The following is an 18,514-nucleotide window of genomic DNA, read 5'->3' as shown; positions in this document are numbered from 1 at the left end:
TATCAATATATTTGTAAGCCGGACGATACGCACACTCAGGAAGCCAAGCTCCTCTTGCTTTTTTACCAAATAATCTTTTGGTCGTATCAGAACCAACTTTAAATTGTGCATTTAAGTTTGTGTCAGTGGCAAGCAATGGGGAAAATCCGTGCGTTGCGCCTGATGTTGTGATTTCTATGCAGCCTAAATCCTGATATTTTGCAAACGAACCTATTAAATCTTTGTTGTATTTGTTTACAAACGAATCTTTAATGTGGTTAAACCAATCAAAGTAATATTTTGCAAGATATTTTAAATGTTGAGAGTGGGCTACATTAGGATTCGGATATCTTTCCAAATCTTGTGCAACCTTCTCAATTCTGCTGTCTAAATATTTAACAAATCCTTCTTTTAAATGTTCGTCATTTAACTGTTCAGCTAAAATAGGGGTTATACCTATAGTTAATTTTGCCTTAATACCTTCTTCATATAATTCACTGATAGCGTTTAATAAAGGTATGTATGTTTCCGCCATACACTCATACAAATTTTCTTCACCGAATGGCCACATGCCTGCTTTTCTATAGTAAGGCAAATGGCTGTGGAGCATAAATACAAAAGAACCGATTGACATGGAATGTCCTCCAAATAAAATTAATAATTTAACAATATATAAAATTCACTAATGATTAAAATTATAGTATCATGAATATAAAATTAAAGACTATCCTACAGGCTAGTTTTTAATTAAAGTTTACATAAATTTGAAAAAACAAATATGCAAAAAAACATCTTAGAAAACCTGAATAAGTCCGTTATTATATCGGTACAGGCGATGCCGAACGAACCGTTATATAATGAAATATGCATAAATGCCATGATAAAATCAGTAATAACAGGCGGTGCAAAAGGTCTGCGTTTGGCAGGGGCAAGAGATGTTAAAAACGCTAAAAAGATAAGCGCACTACCCGTTATAGCCATCACAAAGCCCGAAAAGATACCTGCCAATTACAAAGACGTTGTTTATATAACGCCTACAATAGATGATGCCAAAACCCTTATAGACGCAGGGGCGGATATCATTGCGTTTGACGGCACTTCCCGCAGACGAAGCTATGACGAAAATTTATATCAGCTGATTAATTTTATCCATGCCCGTGGAAAGCTCGCCATGGCGGATATTTCTACTTTTGAAGAGGGGGGCGCCTGTGCGCTTTTAGGAGCAGATATAGTTTCGACAACCTTAAGCGGTTATACTTCCCACAGCAAAGCGATTGTAAAAGACGAACCTGATTTTAAACTGGTAAAAAAACTAAGCGAAACCCTTAATATACCCGTAATTCTTGAAGGGCGTGTTTGGGAAGAAAAGCATGTGAAAAAAGCTTTTAAGTCAGGTGCGTTTGCAATTGTTGCAGGTTCTGCCGTAACAAGACCGCAGCTTATCACAAAGAGATTTGTTAACGCAGCATTATAATACGCGGCGCATTGTTTATTTAATTTCAAAATTATGATATATTATAGACAGATTGAAGATGGATAGAGGATTTTGACAATGGCTAGATTAATAAGACCAACATGGGCAATAAGATGTGTACAATCGGGATGCAGGGAGCTTTTTGAAGTTGTTGAACTTGAACAGGGTAAACAACAGGAAGTAATTTGTCCAAAATGCGGCGAACATTACGTTTATCCCGTAAATCCTTCCCAAGAAACAGAGTAGATGTTTTTTAACGGAACTGACAAAAGATACAACCAATTCAGCCAGTATATAAAAAACAAAGTCGGTGAAAAGTTGTATAAATTGACCTTGAACACAGGCATGGGCTGCCCTAACCGCGATGGCACAATCGGGCATGGCGGATGCATTTTTTGTGATGAAAGCGGGTCTTTTTCCCGCTCTTACGGCGCTATTGCACTGCAAAATCAAATGATTGAAGGCATAGAATGGCTTCAAAGAAGATTTAAAGCAAAAAAATTCTTATCGTATCTTCAATCTTATACAAACACTTACGCAGATATTTCAACGTTAAAAACAGTTTATGATACCGTTCTTGACCATCCTCTGGTAGAGGGAATTTCTATAGGGACACGACCTGATTGTATAGATGAAGAAAAAATAAACTTAATCGCAAGCTATACGGACAATAATATCGTATGGATAGAATACGGGCTTCAAACAATCCACGATGAAACACTAAAATTTATAAACAGAGGGCATGATGCAAAATGTTTTTTTGATGCCGTTAAAATCACGCAAAACAAAGATATAAAAATTTGCGCACATGTAATTCTCGGTTTGCCAAATGAAACCAAAGCCCAAATGCTTAAAACCGTAAGAGCATTAGCAGATATCGGTATTGACGGGGTGAAGTTTCATGCACTTTGCGTCCTTGCTGATTCTAAAATCAAACGGGCATATTACAACAACGAATTCACGCTGTTAAGTGAAGACGAATATGTAGATATAGTTTGCAGTTGCATGGAACTTTTGCCAAAATCCACAACTATTCACCGTCTTGGGGGCAACGGACTTAAGAGCAATTTAATCGCGCCTAAATGGCTTAACTGCAAGTTTGAAACTTTAAACAAAATTGATGAATGCTTTAAAGAAAGAGAAACTTATCAGGGATATAACCATAACAAAACTATGTAAGTTTGATTTCTTTAATTAAAGAATCACTCCCCGGAGCACCGGCATATTTTGTTAAAATTTCGCCATCGGGAGTTGAGCGCCAAGACCTTACACGTCCGGGCAAAAGTTCATGACCTCTATACACTGTATATTCTGCAAGATTACCATTGGCATCGGTCTTACCTTTCAGCAGGTATTCGAAGTTCTTATCCATAATACCCACATGAGCGATAGGTTTTTGATTTGAACTATCCTTCATAACTATAAGGGTTTTGGAATTTCCAATATTTTTATGGTCATTGCGTATACCAAATTTTTTCGCCAGTTTATTCACACTGTTAGCAAGTTTATCTTTAAAAACCGGTACGGTTTCGGCGGCCTGTTCTCCGACTGCCTGAACTTCAGCAGGTTTTACACCGGGGAGCTTCACATCAGAAGGCTGAACAACGGGAGGTTTTGCGCCGAGAATTTGTTTAACGGGAGGCTTACCGCCTTTGCCCCTTCTCCATACATAAATACCAACCCCCGCCAGAGCTGCCAATGCGGCAGTAATTGCAACTTTTGCTCCGGTCGGTAAAGACGGCGACTGCGATTCATAACAATCAGCTTCATGTACGGCTGCAGATGCAATCGGCGCAGACTGAACCGATTCTTGCCCGACCGCAGTTTGCACCGCAGAAGCTTTGGAAGTAATAAAACTATTATATATATTGGAATTAATACCGTTTATTACAGGCATATTTTTCCCTTCCTTGCACTAATGTATTAAGTCAGGTAAAAGAAAAATTTGCTAGTAATTATTTTCATCGTAACAAATTTTTAAATTTTGTTATGAATTTATTATTAATAGCTTCGTCAACATCTTGTTTACCTAAAAAAACAGGTTGAAGAGTTTCGCTCAAAATGTCAATCATTTCCTGATATTTTGCAGGTGCAGGAGTAGGAATAGCATTATCTACCGCTTTTATAAATATTTTTGAATTGTCATCTTTAAATACCTCTGAATTTGCAATGGAAATCCTTGATGGTACTATCAAGCCTCCTTTTGTAATTTCACTTATCGCTTTTTTTGATGATAAAAATTCAATCAAACGCCATGCCTGCTTTTTGTGCTTGGAGGAAGAACTCATTGCCCAGCCTGAAACATCGGCATTTACAACAGAGCCGTTTGTTCCTTTTGGAAAAGTTACCGCGCCCCATTTAAAAGCGGCATTTTGATTAAGAGTAGGAGTAATCCATCTGCCCGAAAGCTGCATTGCTGTTTTTTGCTGTAAAAACAGCTGTGTTGTAGTAGCGCTGGACTGTTCATCATCATAAGGCGCAGCGTGGTATTTAATGCGCAAATCAACATAAAATCGCAACGCGTCTTTTGAGCGCTGCTCTGCCAAAATAATTGTTTTATTATCCGCTGCAATAAGCCCTCCGCCATTGCTCCACAAAAAGGGCAGCCAATACATCGGATGTTTTTCAAAACCCACACCGAAGTGATTACTATCGGATAGTTTTTTTGCCGTATTTCCAAACTCCTCTATTGTCCAATTACTGTCAGGATACGGTATACCTTTGGCGTCAAACAAATCCTTGTTATAATACACCGCCAGATTGGAAATATCTCTGGGAATTATGTATAATTTGCCGTTATCACTGCCTGCCTTGAGGGTATTAGGGAAAAAATCAGCTTTAATTTCAGAAGTTAAAAACGGCGTTAAATCCTCAAATTTATCATTTTCCATATAAATTTTACCGTTAATGTTGTTAACAAACATCACATCAGGCGCAAGGTTAGATATAATAAGCAGGTGAAGCTTTTGAAAATAATTGTTGGGAACATGCACAAGTTCAACTTTTATATCCGGATTTTGAACTTCAAATTCGTTTAAAAGAGGCTTAAGCATATTAATTTCGCTCTTTGAACCCCAGGTTGAAAATTTAATAATCGTAGTATCTTCCTGCCTGCTGCAAGCCGTCAAAAACAACGCTATGATTAAAATATTTAGGATTAATTTGTTCATTAAAGCTCAAGGATAAGTTCGATTGCAGAAGTATTTACACCGATTAATGCCCGCCAAGTGTCAATTTTAACTATATAAATATTCTGATTAGCTTTGTGTTCGTTGAGTTTTAGCGATATTTCATTTGTTTTTACGGGTTGTTCAAAGCGATGTAATACAAATACATTGTCTTCCATTACACCTATAAGAGAAAACACTCCTTCATGCCTGATTAAATAAAGCATTTTATCCTTATCAATTTCTTTTTGAAGCAAAACTACAGGTTCTGAATCATCAATTTCAATTTCTTTTATTTCAGGTTCAGACTCAAGTTCTATTGTGTTTTCTTGCGGTTTATTTACAAAGAGTTCGTCGATACTTTCTTCTTCGTCAGGTTCGGTTTTGAAGAAACTCTCTATATCCACAGCCGCTTCTTCCGGTTCAGACTCTTGTTTTTCTTCAAGCACAGGCGCACTTTCCGGGCTTTCAATCTCACTATCTTCCGCACCGTCTTCTACCTCAATAACTTCATCCTGCAGGTCTTCTTCGTCGCTGACAAGCTGCTCATCTTCCAAGTTGACTTCTTCAACAAAGCTGTCGGTTTCAAAATCCTGCGTTGTTAACTGTTCCGTTATTTCAACATCAAGCTCTGATATTTCTTCGTCAGAGGATATTTCCTCCGGGCTGTTACCTATAAAGCCTTCTATAGGAACACAATACGTTGTAAACGGGCTATTAAAGTTTTCTTCAACCACAACATTAAATAAATCTTCCAAATCATCTTCGCTTGCTTCGTCTAAAATATCTTCATTTGCTTCCGTTGTTTCAACTTCATCAATATTTTCTTCAAGCACGGGTTCATTCTCTAAGTCTTCAATCTCATCGGCTTCCAAGGCATCCTGTGCCTCAATACTTTCATCCTGCCAATTCTCTTCATTGGCGCTAAGCTCTTCGCTTTCCAAGCCTTCCTCAATACTTTCTTCGTCCATCAGGTTTTCTTCCCCGACGCTCAGCTGCTCTTCTTCCAAGTCAATACTTTCCCAACCCTCTTCATCGCTGCCGATATCTTCTGCTATATCTTCAAATATATTATCAGTATCCTCGTTTGCTGTAAATTGTCCTTCTTCAACAAACGAAACATTTTCATCCAACATAGGGGGGATTTCTTCGATTTGCGTTATTTCGGCATCATCAATATTTTCTTCAAATAAATCAAGAATCTCCTCGGGAACTTCTTCGTCTAAAATATCTTCGTTTACTTCCGTTGTTTCAATTTCATCAACTTTTTCTTCAAATACAGGCTCATTTTCTAAGCTTTCGATTTCATCTTCTTCCAAACTGTCTTCTGCCTCGATACTTCCGTCCTGCCAGCCCTTTTCATCGCTGCCTTCTTCAAATAAATCAAGAACCTCCTCGGGAACTTCTTCGTCTAAAATATCTTCGTTTACTTCCGTTGTTTCAATTTCATCAACCTTTTCTTCAAATACAGGTTCATTTTCTAAGCTTTCAGTTTCATCTTCTTCCGACCCGTCTTCTGCCTCGATACTTCCGTCCTGCCGGTCTTCTTCATCAGCTCCCGGCTCTGCCCCTTCAGTAATTGCAGCGTATGCCGACCCTTCATCTTTATTTGGTTTTTTAACAAAATTCCTTAACCCTAAAAATATGAATAATCCCAATAAGGCTGAAAAAGCAATGCCTATAAAAGAATATTTGGTGACTTTATTTTTTTCCAATTGGCTTTTTACCCGAAAATGAACGTTAGGCTCCGCTTTAATAGTTACTTTTGCATAGCCGTTTTCTTTTGCGGAATTATACTTAACATAATCAACCTGCACGGAAGATACATATTTTTCAAAACCTCTTACATCAATATTCCTGATTATCGCAGTGTCAGTGGAAGGCATAATAAGAAGATAAGTTCTGTCGTCTTTTTTAACCAGGTTAGGGTTAGAAGCGAAATTTTTATCTATCTCAAGCACAATATTAACAGTTTTATCAGGGCTTTGTTCCAGCCAAACATTTTTAAGATTATTTCTCAAATCATTACAAAGCGCACTGCTTGCAAATACAGCCATTGTAACAATAATTAAAATTGCTGATAAAAACACGAGAAAATATTTATATAAAAATTGATTTAATTTCATCACTTAAGACCCGACACAATAATGATATATTAGCATTCTATTGAAAAAAAAGGAATAGTTCATGCAACGGAGATTTGTTTGGCGGTAAAACAATCGCCTGCTTTAATTCGGGTCAGTTCTATAAAGTCCTTTATATCAGAAATCATATAAGTGCCAAAGTTAACTATTTCAGGGATATAAACCCCTCTGCCTGTTGCAACCATAATCATTTTATCCGTAACTTTAAAAATCTCACCGGGTTTTGTAAATTTTGCGTTAATATTGTCAAAATACCGGCCTGACCAAATTCTTAAGATAATTCCGTTATAAAAAGTCAATGCCCCGAAAAAAGGGTTTAAAGCTCTTACAAACCTTTCTGTTTCAACGGCTGGTCTTGTCCAGTCAATAAAAGTTTCGGGCGAATTATTATATATTTTAGGCGCTATATGCGGGCATTCTTGGTCTTGTTCAATAGCAGGCAATTCAATTCCATTCTCCACCATTTCAATCAGCTCAAGGCACTTGCGGGCAGAGATAAAGTTAATTTTGTTAAAAAGAGTACCCATGGTGTCTTTAGGCTGGATTTCAATTTTTTCGCTAAATATAATATCCCCTGTGTCAAAAGTTTCATCTATATGATGAAAAGTAACCCCCGTGTATTTTTCGCCGTTGTTTATAACGTGAAAATAAGGGTTAGCTCCCCTGTAATCCGGCAAAAGCGACGGATGAATATTAACCGTGCCTAATTTTGGTATGGAGTAAAGCTCCTTTGGCAGTAAAAAATTGAACGAACAAACAATAGCAATATCAGGCTCAAGTTCCCTGACTATATTTAAAAGCGTTTCGTCTTTAAAATTTTTGTTATGCGCAATATGGTATAAGTTATTCGCCGCTAAAAAATTCTTTGCCAATTCGTAAGACGGGTCATCAGGCGGCGAAGTAATAACCCCTACAATATTTTTGCGTGCCTGAAGAAGTTTTCTCAGACATTCCAAAAGCAAGTCAGGCATACCGATGATGAGTATTTTACACATACTTGGCGCCCACATAGCCTAAAAACACGGCAAGTAAACATAAAATCACGCTCAAAAGCATATATCCTGCGGCTAAAGTTGTTTGCCCGTTTTTTAAAAGTTCAAAACCTTCCATTGAAAAAGTGCTGAAGGTAGTAAATCCTCCGCAAAAACCAACTGTTAAAAATAATCTCGAATTCGGATTGAGAAAACCTGTTTTAGCCATAAACAGCCCGCTTAAAAAACCTAATGCCAAGCTTCCCAAAATATTTACCAAAAGTGTCGCAACTAAAAAATGCGCATCAAAAACCTTATTACACATTAAAGATGTGCCAAAGCGCAAACAAGAGCCTAAGCCGCCGCCTAAAAATATCATTAAAAACTGCATACTCTTCTCACCTCATCACCAGTCAAATTTATTATAGCAGTATTATACCGTAAATATCTATAAATTAATAATAAAAGGACCTCCGGCTCCGCTCCTCAGCATAACAACAAGAAGCCTTAAACTCTTAAGCTCTTCACCTATTCATCCCTTAAGCCCAATCCCAACCTCTCAGCTTCCCAGCTGCCAAGCTTCCTTAAGCCCTTAAACTTAAATGTATTTTATTTGCATTTTGCCGACTTGAATTTTTCTTCAAATCCTTTTTTTATATTCAGCATAACCTGCTCTAAATTCAAAGAAGAGCTAATCTCATCGAGTGCGATGATATGCCCAAAATCTTTTTCTTCAACAAAAATCTCACTCAAAAGTTTTCTATCAAAGCTTAAAGGTATTGAACCATGCTGAAGTATATGCGTGTTTTTCCTGAACTGCGCTGAACCTATAAACTTTTTCCCGTTACAATTCACATCGGCAACGGTTGCCAAATTCATACAATATCCGCTTGACGAGGCAGCCTTCCTATATTCATTATATTCAAGATTAACCCCCTCATCGGCAAATGCTCCGACTAAAACATCCGTTATTTCTTTGTAGCAGTCAAAGAGGCTTAGGGAATTTTTAAAAAGAGATTTTTTAAGCACAACGCAATAAGTAATTTCATCCGCATGCAAAAGCGCTCTGCCGCCTGTTGTACGGCGGGCTATCGATATGTTATTTTGCCTGCAAAATTCTTCATCAATCCCGAATTTTGTTTGATTTCTGCCCAAAGTAACTGCCGGCGGCGACCAGCCGTAAAAACGCAGCGCCATATCGATATCATGGGCTTCACAATGTTCCAGAAGAAAATTGTCAAATTCCATATTAAAATCTGCACTGTATTTTTGAAATTCAAAAAATAAACTCATTATTCTTCCGAGAAGGAATATGGCACAGGCGGCTGATGTGCAGTGGATTTGTATAGGAAAGCAAATTTAAAGCTCCCCGCCCCCGCTTTATCTAAATCATACTTAACTTCGTAAACGGATTGCAACGCTTGAGATAATTTATTACCTGCTTCTTTTGGAAATTTGTTTCCGCAAACATGGCAGGAAATCTCTTCACCTGCTTTTAAACGCAAAACATTTGCCTGAAATTCGTTATTACATCTCGAACATTTCAGCATTATTCTCGGAAATTCGGTTTCATTAACTTTTTCCACTCTTTTAGCCCCCTTTGCCAGCTGTTTTAAGCTATTTCACCCTTTGGCTTGGTCGGCAAAGTCAATAACTCCGCCTTCTTATCACGTTTTTCCACCATTTCTTTGGTTATTTTAAATACTTTGATATCTTCTCTTGACGGTACTTCATACATAATATCAAGCATAATCTCTTCAACAATAGATCTCAATGCTCTTGCGCCTGTTTTACGCTTAATTGCTTCTTTGGCTATAAGCTCTATTGCGTCTTTATCAAATTCAAGCTCAACACCGTCCATTTTAAGAAGCTCTTTATACTGTTTAATAATAGCATTTTTAGGCTCTGTAAGAATTTTTATAAGCGTTTTTTCTTCCAATGGGTCTAAAATAGCATAAACAGGAACTCTGCCGATAAATTCAGGAATCAGTCCGAATTTCAACAAATCTTCAGGCTGCATTTGTTTAAGCATTTTTGCCGCTTGCAGCTCTTTTTCAGCTTGGTTTAATGCACCTTTTTCAGAACCAAAACCGATAGAAGAACCTAAGCCTGCCCTATGTTCCACAATCTTGTCAAGTCCTACAAAAGCCCCGCCTACAATAAACAAAATATTTGTAGTATCAATTTGGATAAATTCCTGGTGGGGATGTTTTCTGCCGCCTTGCGGAGGAACGTTTGCAACAGTACCTTCAATCATTTTAAGAAGCGCCTGTTGAACACCTTCGCCGCTAACATCTCTTGTAATACTTGTATTTTCTGATTTTCTTGCGATTTTGTCTATTTCATCAACGTAGATTATGCCTCTCTCTGCACGTTGTGCATCGTATTCGGCATTTTGGTACAGTCTTAGCAAAATATTTTCAACATCATCACCCACATAACCTGCTTCGGTTAAAGTTGTTGCATCGGCAACCGCAAAAGGCACATCCAAATATTTTGCCAAAGTTTGCGCTAACAAAGTCTTACCGCTGCCTGTAGGTCCGACTAAAAGGATATTACTTTTTTGAATCTCCACGCCCGCGTCTTTTGTATTGTGATTGACCCTTTTATAATGGTTATATACCGCCACGGAAAGCACTTTTTTAGCATCGTCCTGACCTACAATATGCTCGTCAAGATACTTCTTAATATCCTGTGGTTTGTGCAAGTCTTTTACCATATTTTCATCGGAAACTTCTTGAGGAGTTTCTTTATTTTCAAAAAATTCTTCTTCCAATATTTCATTACAAAGCTCAACGCATTCATCACAAATGTAAACCTCAGGACCTGCAATAAGTTTTTTTACCTGGTCTTGGGATTTGCCACAAAATGAACATTTTAATCTGCTGTCATTGCGTTTAACCATTCTTTTCTCCTAATCGTTAAATTTAATTTGTTTAATAATCTGCATTCTTTGCGGTTTTTTCTACTTTAGTAACAATTTTATCAATCATACCGTATTCTAAAGCTTCTTCAGGAGTCATGATGTAATCTCTGTCAGTATCTTTTTCAATTTTTTTAACAGGCTGACCCGTGTTCAAAGACAAGATTTCATTAAGAGATTTTTTTATTCTCAAAATTTCTTCCGCCTGAATTTGAATATCGGTAGCTTGCCCTTGTGCGCCGCCTAAAGGTTGGTGAATAAGCACTCTTGAGTGAGGAAGACAAAGCCTTTTGCCTTTAGCGCCCGAAGAAAGCAAAAATGCTCCCATGCTGGCTGCCTGACCCAAACAGATAGTAGAAACATCTGCTCTTATATGCTGCATTGTATCATAAACAGCAAGTCCTGCCGTTACGCTGCCGCCGGGGCTGTTAATATAGAGCATAATGTCTTTTTCCGAATTTTCACTGTCTAAAAGCAGTAATTGCGCAACAATTAAGTTCGCCACCATATCATCAATGGGAGTACCCAAAAATATAATGCGTTCTCTCAGCAGCCTTGAAAAAATATCAAAAGATCTTTCACCGCGGCTTGATTGTTCTATAACTACCGGTACAAAACCCATAATCAGTTCCTTTCTATACTCTAATATTATTTTGACACATACTTGAATTTATTGTTATCCTCTAAAAACTTGGTTATATTTTGAGCCAAGAGTTGTTGAGTTAAAGCGCTTGCCATACCAAGGTTTTTCGCCAATTGGTTGTATACATCTTTTTCTTCCGTGCCATACATAGCAGCAAGCTCTTTTATTTTTTCTTCAAATTCTTCTTCGGAAACGTGAATATTTTCTGCTTCAGCAATTTGGGCAAGCACTAAACTGTTTTTTACCCGTTTTGAAGCTTCTTCTCTTAATTCTGCCCAAAGGTTTTCGTGTCCTTTTTCATCCACAACCTGGTCAAAATTAATGCCTTGAGCTTTCAGTCTTTGCTGCATTTCATTCATTAACTGTTTAGCTTCACGATTTACCATTGAATCAGGAACGTCTACTTTAGAAGTTTCAACAATTTTTTCTATGATGGCTTTTTGCACTCTTTGTTCATTTTCTTGTTTTACCGACTGGTCAAGATATTCCTGAATGTCTTTTTTCAACTCGTCTAAAGTTTTAAACTTGCCTAATTTTTTAGCAAATTCATCGTTAAGCTCCATAAGCTTTCTTTCTTTTATTTCGTTAATTTTGATTTTAAATTGAGCGGGTTTACCCTGTAAACTTGCATCATGGTAATCTTCGGGGAAGGTTACGTCAATGGTAAATTCTTCGCCGATTTTTTTATCAATAAGCTGTTCTGCAAAGCCTTTTATAAAAGTTGAATTAGCGAGATCCAGTTGATAATTTTTAGCTGTTCCGCCTTTAATGACTTCACCGTCAACACTGCCTTCAAAGTCCATTATTACAACATCATTAGCGGTAGTAGCGCGGTCGATTACAGGCTCTAGTGAAGCCGTTCTGTCCTGAAGAGTTTTCAACTCTTTTTCAATAGCATCGCCGGCATTCTTGAATTCTTCAACTTCAACTTCAACATTTTTATAAGCGCCTAAGGTAACTTCCGGCTTCAATTCAAGCACAGCAACGACACTAAGCGGTTTTCCCGTTTCATATTCAAAAGATTCCACCTGCGGTTCTGTGATTACATCAAATTGGTTTTCGCTTATAATATCGGCAAAAATCCCCGGCAGAATATTGCTCAAAGCTTCTCTTTGAATGCGCTCGGAACCTACATATTTTTCAACCATAGCTTTTGGTGCTTTGCCTTTTCTAAAACCATGAATATTAACGTTCTCCGAAATTTTGCGGCAAGCCTTGTTATATTCGGATGCAGCGACAGGTTCATCGATTTCTATACTTAATTTGACCAAATTTTGTTCTAATTTTTCAATATTTGTTTTCATAATTCACCATCATATCTAATTACATTTGGATTTTATTATAATACAAATACTAAAAATAATGAAGTTTTTTGTATTAAAAGAAATAATCTTTTTTACGTTGGAAATTAAAAATACAAAATTCTATGTTTCAAATATAATAAAAAGCAGGAAGGTTTTTACTTATGAATATCTACATATCCTCAACAATGAACAAAGACTTTAACGAAGTTGTAAAATACGCCGCACAAAACAACGTGTCTATAGAAATCAGCCGTTTCGGATCTTTGAAAACTTTAGACAGAGAATATGAAGACAGAAAAGAATTTTATAAAAAAGCCTTGAAGAATTTTCCGGGCAAAGTTACCCTCCACGGATTTTTCTACGACATAGCTCCCAGTGCAAATGAAATTGAGGTTTTGAGTTTAACAAAGAAAAGATATCAGCAGTCTTTTGAAATTGCAAGGGCAACAAAGGCTCATACTATTGTGTTTCATCCCTGTTATAACCCCTTAATCAAGCATTACGACTATGAAAGAGAGTATTTCAAAAACCAAATAGAATTTTACAAAAACTATATAAAAGACCTTGAAAGCGAAAACATAACAGCAGTGCTGGAAAACACATTTGAATATGCACCTGAGAGTACCTTACAGATAATAGAAGGCGTCAATTCCAAAAATTTAAAAGCCTGCCTTGATTTAGGACACGCTAACATAAACTCTCCGATGCCCGTGAACGATTGGGTTGAGCAGCTGGGCGATAAACTCGTACATGTACATATGCACAACAACTATGGCGATGCGGATAATCACCTGTCGGTATTAAATGGTACTATTGATATAAAAGGATTTTTAGATAAATTAAAAGAAAAAAATCTAAACCCCAATATCGTGCTTGAAATATTCACTCAGCAAGAAATCGACGAAAGTCTGGATTATCTGAAAAAATATGAGGAAATAAATGTCTAGTATATTAAACAATGATAACGTCGTTTTATTAATAATCGACCTGCAAGACAGGCTTCTGGCAGCTCAGCCCAAAAGTGAAAAAATACTAAAAAGCACTATTAAGCTTGCCAAAGCTGCACGTATATTGAACATTCCTATTATAGCTACGGAACAGTATCCTCAAGGGTTGGGCAACACTAATCTGTCTTTGGCTGCGGAACTTGCGCTTGATGCAAAAATTTTTGAAAAAACAGACTTTGATTGTTTAAAAATCAACGCTCTTGTTAAGTATTTAAAAGACCTTAACCGCACGCAAGTAATAGTTTGTGGCGTAGAAACCCATGTTTGTGTCCACCAAACCGTAAGTTCTTTGATAAATAATTTTTTTGAAGTACATTTGGCACAAGATTGCTGCGGTTCAAGAAACAAATTTGAGCATAAAATCGGACTTAAAAGAATGTACAGCGAAAAAGCCATCCCAAGCTGCTGCGAAATGGTGATTTTTGAACTGTTAAAATCTTCAAAACATCCTGACTTTAAAGAAATACAAGGGTTGATAAAATAATGTACGAACTCAGGAAACAATTAGAAACTATTGAAGAAAAGCTGTTGAAAACAAAGGAGTATCTTTGAAGTAGACAAAATTCAACAGGAAATAGCCAATATCGAGCGTGAACTTCAAAAACAGGAAGTCTGGCAGGATATTGAAAAAGCCCAAACCTTTTCAAAAATTTTAACCGAAAAAAAAGATACTGTGGAAATGATAAAACGCTGGGAAGGAATTTTTGACGATTGCAGCGTGATTTTGCAGCTTTTGGAAGAACAAGAAGATAAAAGTCTGCTTGATGAAATAACACAAAAATCCGATACGCTTGAAAAAGAGCTTGACAAATACGAATTGCAAAAAATCTTAGGCGGACCTTACGACAAAAATGACGCTATCTTAACGGTCATAGCGGGAGCCGGCGGAACAGACGCACAGGACTGGGCGCAAATGCTCCTTAGAATGTACACCCGTTGGGCGCAAAGCAAAAACTGGCAGGTTGACCTGCTTGATATGTCAGAAGGCGATGAAGCAGGGATAAAAAGCGCAACCGTAAAAGTTACGGGCAAATACGCTTACGGTTATGCAAAAGCCGAAAAAGGAGTTCACAGGCTGGTCAGGATTTCGCCGTTTAACGCAAACGGCAAAAGACAAACAAGCTTCGCCTCTCTTGAAGTCAGCCCTCTTGTTGAAGACATAGAAAAAGAAATAGAAATCCCCGCAGAAGACGTGGAAGTAGAAACCATGCGCTCGGGCGGAGCAGGCGGACAGAATGTAAACAAGGTGGAAACCGCCGTCAGGATTTATCATAAACCTACGGGAATTGTTGTCAAATGCCAGCAGGAGCGCTCGCAGCTTTTGAATAAAGAACTTGCGATGAAAATGCTTGCATCCAAGCTTTTAGAAATCAAGCAGGCGGAACATGAAGAAAAACTCGCGCAGCTAAAAGGCGAAAATGTAGCCGTCAACTTCGGTTCGCAAATACGCTCATACGTTTTTCACCCTTATAAAATGGTAAAAGACCACCGCACAAACTTTGAAGCAGGTAACGTTGATGCTGTTATGAACGGCGAGCTTGACGGCTTTATCGAGGCTTATTTAAAGGGCTTAAAGAAACTGGGAAGCTGAGAAGCTGGGATTGGGTTTAAGAGCTTAAGAGGTGAATGGGTTATTTTGCCGTCATTGCGAAAATGCGCAAGCATTTGAAGCAATCCATAGGAAAGAAGCTGTCATGCTGAACTTGTTTGACAAAGGGAACAGGCGAATTAATGAGCCTTGTGACCCTGTCTCCGTAGTGAAGCGAAGTGTCAGCATCTGTCCAACAGACGAATTAATTCACCTTGTGACCCTATCTCCGCAGCGAAGCGAAGTAAGCTATTATTATAAATTAGGCTATGTCTTTAATTCCGTTGTACTAATTTTTCTTTAGTTTCTTTAGATTGCCACGTCCTCACTGCGTTCGTCCTCGCAAAGACAGCAGAATCAGCCCTCAAGCTCTTCATCTCTTAAGCTTATTGCTTTATTCCTGAATTTCATATTTATAATCAAAATCTTCTAATAATTTAGCCAAAGGTATTTCCATTGCTGCTGATATTTTGACCAAAGTTGAAAACTTAAAGTCCACAAGCCCGTTTTCAATACGGCTTAAAGTTGCGGAAGTAGTTCCGCCTTTGTTAAACATTAAGGAGTTTAAAGAAGTACCTATTTTAATACGTTTTTTCTTTAAATGTTTTCCAAATGCTTGTAATAACTTTTTATCATTCTGTTGCATATATGTAATATTAGATGTATTATTGATGTAATTCATTACACACGTGTAACAAAAGAAATTTATGTAGGTTGGGTTTTAACCCAACTATAATCTCGAATACTCTATCAAATTAGAGAGTTTACCTTTCCAGGTGCCTTCAAACTTTTCTATAATAATATCAGCCGGAGTTTTGTCCTGTTTTAACAATGCATAAATCGGTTCCAAATATTTCTCCTCGCCTTTACCAAAAGACTTAAGCCCGGATTGTGCTATATCAACAAGGGCTTCTATCCACAAATTAAGTCTTTTTGAGCGAATGTCAAAATCCATACCCAATAGCGGCGCGTTATGCCTTATATATTCAAAATCAAAATAAGAAAAATCTTCAAACAGCTTAAACACAGCGTCCATACAGTCCTCATTGTATAAAATCCCTTTATAAAGCGCAGGTATAGCAGGCAAAAGTTCGGGTCTTTGGCTGTCATGGTTTCTGATTTCTATGTAGCTTTTTAAGCGCACGTCAGGAAAAAACAAGCTCAAATGCGTATACCAGTCTTCAATATCAATTTGATTTTGACTCATATATTCTCTGAAAGTCATATCACCGACATATTTATCGCGGAGCAAAATCATCGGTACATCAAGCAAAATCTCTGCATAATCCTGAAACGTGAATTCTTCATAGCTGCTGAACAATTTTTTAGAAACAAGCCCGCATCTTTTGTTATCGGTATTAAGCCAGGCTTTTGCCCTGTAGGATTTATGGTTGTTTAACCTGCCTCCCCTGATTGGCGAATTGGAAAATAACGCACTAAAAAACGGCGCCAACCGCAGCGCGCAAGCTAATTTTTTAACTGCATCTTCTTGCGATTCATAATCGACACTTACCTGAACTCCTGCTGTTTCTCTCATCATTACAAAAGGCAGCAAACCTGCCGACGGCAAGTATTTTGTCATAAATTCATAGCGTTTTTTAGGGATAATTTTTATCTCCTCAAAACAGGACAAAGGCTGCATACCATAGCCGATAAAGGTTACTCCGTTTTCGTGCGCCGATTGTGAAGTGATTTTATTATAATTAACGAGTTCGGTTTCGATTTCTTCAACAGTATCAAAAGGGTTAAAGCTGACTTCAAACTGCGCCCCGGGTTCAAGTGAAATTATCCCGTTCGGCATTTTTAACCCTAAAAGTTTGTTATTTTCTTTAAGTGTTACAAAATTTTCTTTTTCGGAATAATTTTTTAAGATATTGGAAATTTTATCAAAACTTGCCGCTTTATAATCAGAGGTTACACCGAGTTTTTCAAATTCAACGCCCAAGCGCTTATTTTTGCTGCAGCCGGAATAAAAAATTTCCAACAATTGCGCGTTATCATGAAAGGATTTTGGAGCTGTTATTTTATCAGAAATCTGACTTTCAATTATAGGGATTGCCATAAAAAATTTATTCCTTTGAAGCTTATTATCCAACAAACCATTTTGATTGACAAATACCCATTTAGGCTACTACTTGTCTTTTTGAACCAAGTAATCCATTTCTTCAAGCATTTTTAAAGCAAAGGATATTTTCATGTGGTGCAATGCTCTTGTTATATTTAAGTCTACCTGTTTAATTCTCAAACCATGTAATGTTTTATAGTAAGGTTCAAGTATTTTTAATGAAGGAGTATGCGTGTTCATAAAAGACATTATGCTGGACAAACCTATTGCAAGATGTCTAAGGCTTTGAGGATTAAGGTGTTCCATTGAGTTAAACAAAACCTCCATTTTTTCAAGCCTGCTCTCATACGGCAAATCTACTATTCCTATTGAGAGCATATAAAACAAGTCTTTTTCCTGAGTTTTCATGGCTTTTGCATACAAATTTTCCCAATATTGTTCACGTTCGTTCAAAGGGATTTTTCTTATTTGTAAACACTTTAATCTCAATTGAACATTCGCTGCCAACTCATTTGCCGGTTTAAAGCCGCCATAATCAACATTTCTTCCCGCCAATAAATTTGCAGGATGGTTGTCGGAAGAAATAAATCCTAAATATTCAACAGGCTTACGTTGAGTAATATTTCGTGAAATATAAGGCAATTGTTCACATACCATATATTTCGATGTAATATCGCCAAAGTAAAATTTTGCAAAATTATGGTTGCTCAAATGATTATTAAGATAAGCAGCAAAAGCAATTTCAGGCAATGCACCATGCTTTGTGGAATTATTATCGGCTGCTCTATAAACTTTATAAACATAGTTTTTATTTTTTCCGTTTTCTTCCACTGTTATGCCTGCAACCGTGCCGTAAGAACCGGCATCAATTTTGGAAACTTTTTTAACTGCCAAACCGGCTTTTCGAAGCTCGGATTCCATTGACAGCTCCTGAATACAATCAAAGTGTTCTCTTGCTAAATTTGCATGCTTGCCCAGAATGTCAAAAATTTCATACGCAAACGCTTGCCTGTCCTGATACGGAACATTTTTCAACCACCCGCCCGGAAGCGAACCCACAACATCTGCGGCATACGCGTTCGGGTATTTGAGCTGTTTCTCCGAAATTTGGTCAGGGTCGGTTGTGTATTTTTTGGTAAAAAGCTTTGTAATACCGCCAAAAGAAGCATTTTGTACAAAATTGATATGCATAAAAATACCAAATAAGTATTCTAAAGGGAATAATACATCTGAATTTTTTTTTTTGCTA

The 18,514-nt window shown here is 37.4% G+C and carries 20 protein-coding genes; 6 read left to right on the top strand and 14 right to left on the bottom strand.

Annotated features, from left to right (window positions below; translation table 11 throughout):
- Window positions 1-613: hypothetical protein (locus PHX18_05700; protein ID MDD3594105.1), on the bottom strand; the 613-nt coding region annotated here is incomplete at its 3' end.
- A gap of 144 nt (window positions 614-757) precedes the next feature.
- Between PHX18_05700 and PHX18_05695 the strand changes: the two genes are divergently transcribed.
- From PHX18_05695 to PHX18_05685, 3 genes are all read left to right on the top strand, one after another.
- On the top strand, window positions 758-1,453 hold the full coding sequence (locus PHX18_05695; GenBank protein ID MDD3594104.1) for an N-acetylmannosamine-6-phosphate 2-epimerase: 696 nt from the start codon (window positions 758-760) through the stop codon (window positions 1,451-1,453).
- 78 nt (window positions 1,454-1,531) lie between these two features.
- On the top strand, window positions 1,532-1,699 hold the full coding sequence (locus PHX18_05690; GenBank protein MDD3594103.1) for a hypothetical protein: 168 nt from the start codon (window positions 1,532-1,534) through the stop codon (window positions 1,697-1,699).
- The gene (locus tag PHX18_05685) at window positions 1,700-2,632 is read left to right on the top strand and encodes a TIGR01212 family radical SAM protein (GenBank protein ID MDD3594102.1); all 933 of its coding nucleotides are present in this window, start codon (window positions 1,700-1,702) and stop codon (window positions 2,630-2,632) included.
- On the opposite strand, the gene PHX18_05680 is transcribed toward PHX18_05685, so the two are convergent.
- The 10 genes from PHX18_05680 to tig form a co-directional block, all read right to left on the bottom strand.
- Window positions 2,625-3,350 (bottom strand): hypothetical protein, encoded by a 726-nt coding sequence (locus tag PHX18_05680; GenBank protein MDD3594101.1) that lies wholly within the window; start codon window positions 3,348-3,350, stop codon window positions 2,625-2,627. The two genes, PHX18_05685 and PHX18_05680, sit on opposite strands and share 8 nt — an antisense overlap.
- 64 nt (window positions 3,351-3,414) lie before the next feature.
- The gene (locus PHX18_05675; protein ID MDD3594100.1) at window positions 3,415-4,623 is read right to left on the bottom strand and encodes a sugar ABC transporter substrate-binding protein; all 1,209 of its coding nucleotides are present in this window, start codon (window positions 4,621-4,623) and stop codon (window positions 3,415-3,417) included.
- The gene (locus PHX18_05670; protein MDD3594099.1) at window positions 4,623-6,710 is read right to left on the bottom strand and encodes a hypothetical protein; all 2,088 of its coding nucleotides are present in this window, start codon (window positions 6,708-6,710) and stop codon (window positions 4,623-4,625) included. The genes PHX18_05675 and PHX18_05670 overlap by 1 nt, the downstream gene beginning before the upstream one ends.
- A 95-nt stretch (window positions 6,711-6,805) precedes the next feature.
- Window positions 6,806-7,759, bottom strand: coding sequence for a methionyl-tRNA formyltransferase (locus PHX18_05665; protein MDD3594098.1), 954 nt, complete (start codon window positions 7,757-7,759; stop codon window positions 6,806-6,808).
- On the bottom strand, window positions 7,752-8,126 hold the full coding sequence (crcB, locus tag PHX18_05660; protein ID MDD3594097.1) for a fluoride efflux transporter CrcB: 375 nt from the start codon (window positions 8,124-8,126) through the stop codon (window positions 7,752-7,754). The genes PHX18_05665 and crcB overlap by 8 nt, the downstream gene beginning before the upstream one ends.
- 218 nt (window positions 8,127-8,344) lie before the next feature.
- Window positions 8,345-9,028, bottom strand: coding sequence for a lipoate--protein ligase family protein (locus PHX18_05655; GenBank protein ID MDD3594096.1), 684 nt, complete (start codon window positions 9,026-9,028; stop codon window positions 8,345-8,347).
- Complete coding sequence (locus PHX18_05650; protein ID MDD3594095.1) at window positions 9,028-9,321, bottom strand: hypothetical protein; 294 nt, start codon at window positions 9,319-9,321, stop codon at window positions 9,028-9,030. The genes PHX18_05655 and PHX18_05650 overlap by 1 nt, the downstream gene beginning before the upstream one ends.
- A gap of 26 nt (window positions 9,322-9,347) precedes the next feature.
- The gene (clpX, locus tag PHX18_05645; protein MDD3594094.1) at window positions 9,348-10,640 is read right to left on the bottom strand and encodes an ATP-dependent protease ATP-binding subunit ClpX; all 1,293 of its coding nucleotides are present in this window, start codon (window positions 10,638-10,640) and stop codon (window positions 9,348-9,350) included.
- A gap of 31 nt (window positions 10,641-10,671) precedes the next feature.
- Window positions 10,672-11,280, bottom strand: a complete 609-nt coding sequence (clpP, locus tag PHX18_05640; GenBank protein ID MDD3594093.1) for an ATP-dependent Clp endopeptidase proteolytic subunit ClpP — start codon at window positions 11,278-11,280, stop codon at window positions 10,672-10,674.
- Between the two features lie 26 nt (window positions 11,281-11,306).
- Window positions 11,307-12,605 carry a trigger factor gene (gene tig / locus PHX18_05635; GenBank protein ID MDD3594092.1) on the bottom strand — a complete coding sequence of 433 codons (1,299 nt, stop codon included), beginning with the start codon at window positions 12,603-12,605 and terminating at the stop codon, window positions 11,307-11,309.
- 161 nt (window positions 12,606-12,766) lie between these two features.
- Between tig and PHX18_05630 the strand changes: the two genes are divergently transcribed.
- The 3 genes from PHX18_05630 (at window position 12,767) to prfB (ending at window position 15,203) form a co-directional block, all read left to right on the top strand.
- Complete coding sequence (locus PHX18_05630; GenBank protein ID MDD3594091.1) at window positions 12,767-13,552, top strand: sugar phosphate isomerase/epimerase; 786 nt, start codon at window positions 12,767-12,769, stop codon at window positions 13,550-13,552.
- Window positions 13,545-14,096: an isochorismatase family protein gene (locus PHX18_05625; GenBank protein ID MDD3594090.1), complete on the top strand. Its 552-nt coding sequence runs from the start codon at window positions 13,545-13,547 to the stop codon at window positions 14,094-14,096. The genes PHX18_05630 and PHX18_05625 overlap by 8 nt, the downstream gene beginning before the upstream one ends.
- A protein-coding gene (prfB, locus tag PHX18_05620; GenBank protein MDD3594089.1) for a peptide chain release factor 2 occupies window positions 14,093-15,203 on the top strand; the annotation gives its coding sequence in 2 pieces (ribosomal slippage) (window positions 14,093-14,161 and window positions 14,163-15,203; 1,110 coding nt in all). Before PHX18_05625 ends, prfB begins: the two co-directional genes overlap by 4 nt.
- A 391-nt stretch (window positions 15,204-15,594) precedes the next feature.
- Here the strand turns inward: prfB and PHX18_05615 are convergent.
- The 3 genes from PHX18_05615 to PHX18_05605 all read right to left on the bottom strand — a co-directional run bounded on the left by PHX18_05615 (window position 15,595) and on the right by PHX18_05605 (window position 18,456).
- Window positions 15,595-15,846 (bottom strand): helix-turn-helix transcriptional regulator, encoded by a 252-nt coding sequence (locus PHX18_05615; protein ID MDD3594088.1) that lies wholly within the window; start codon window positions 15,844-15,846, stop codon window positions 15,595-15,597.
- A gap of 84 nt (window positions 15,847-15,930) precedes the next feature.
- Complete coding sequence (locus PHX18_05610; protein ID MDD3594087.1) at window positions 15,931-17,262, bottom strand: glutamate-cysteine ligase family protein; 1,332 nt, start codon at window positions 17,260-17,262, stop codon at window positions 15,931-15,933.
- A gap of 69 nt (window positions 17,263-17,331) precedes the next feature.
- A complete protein-coding gene (locus tag PHX18_05605) occupies window positions 17,332-18,456 on the bottom strand; it encodes a hypothetical protein (protein MDD3594086.1) in 1,125 nt (374 codons plus the stop codon).
- Between the last annotated feature and the right edge of the window lie 58 nt (window positions 18,457-18,514).

The organism is Candidatus Gastranaerophilales bacterium, from assembly GCA_028696075.1.
Lineage (GTDB): Bacteria > Cyanobacteriota > Vampirovibrionia > Gastranaerophilales > JAILCC01 > JAQVHS01.
This window is presented reverse-complemented; position numbering and strand designations above follow the sequence as displayed.

Coding starts and splice junctions, on each gene's coding strand:
- PHX18_05685 (MDD3594102.1), top strand. CDS start 1,700: ATGTTTTTTAACGGAACTGACAAAAGATACAACCAATTCAGCCAGTAT.
- PHX18_05690 (MDD3594103.1), top strand. CDS start 1,532: ATGGCTAGATTAATAAGACCAACATGGGCAATAAGATGTGTACAATCG.
- PHX18_05695 (MDD3594104.1), top strand. CDS start 758: ATGCAAAAAAACATCTTAGAAAACCTGAATAAGTCCGTTATTATATCG.
- PHX18_05680 (MDD3594101.1), bottom strand. CDS start 3,350: ATGCCTGTAATAAACGGTATTAATTCCAATATATATAATAGTTTTATT.
- PHX18_05630 (MDD3594091.1), top strand. CDS start 12,767: ATGAATATCTACATATCCTCAACAATGAACAAAGACTTTAACGAAGTT.
- PHX18_05655 (MDD3594096.1), bottom strand. CDS start 9,028: ATGAGTTTATTTTTTGAATTTCAAAAATACAGTGCAGATTTTAATATG.
- PHX18_05615 (MDD3594088.1), bottom strand. CDS start 15,846: ATGCAACAGAATGATAAAAAGTTATTACAAGCATTTGGAAAACATTTA.
- PHX18_05625 (MDD3594090.1), top strand. CDS start 13,545: ATGTCTAGTATATTAAACAATGATAACGTCGTTTTATTAATAATCGAC.
- clpP (MDD3594093.1), bottom strand. CDS start 11,280: ATGGGTTTTGTACCGGTAGTTATAGAACAATCAAGCCGCGGTGAAAGA.
- clpX (MDD3594094.1), bottom strand. CDS start 10,640: ATGGTTAAACGCAATGACAGCAGATTAAAATGTTCATTTTGTGGCAAA.
- crcB (MDD3594097.1), bottom strand. CDS start 8,126: ATGCAGTTTTTAATGATATTTTTAGGCGGCGGCTTAGGCTCTTGTTTG.
- PHX18_05675 (MDD3594100.1), bottom strand. CDS start 4,623: ATGAACAAATTAATCCTAAATATTTTAATCATAGCGTTGTTTTTGACG.
- tig (MDD3594092.1), bottom strand. CDS start 12,605: ATGAAAACAAATATTGAAAAATTAGAACAAAATTTGGTCAAATTAAGT.
- PHX18_05610 (MDD3594087.1), bottom strand. CDS start 17,262: ATGGCAATCCCTATAATTGAAAGTCAGATTTCTGATAAAATAACAGCT.
- PHX18_05665 (MDD3594098.1), bottom strand. CDS start 7,759: ATGTGTAAAATACTCATCATCGGTATGCCTGACTTGCTTTTGGAATGT.
- PHX18_05605 (MDD3594086.1), bottom strand. CDS start 18,456: ATGCATATCAATTTTGTACAAAATGCTTCTTTTGGCGGTATTACAAAG.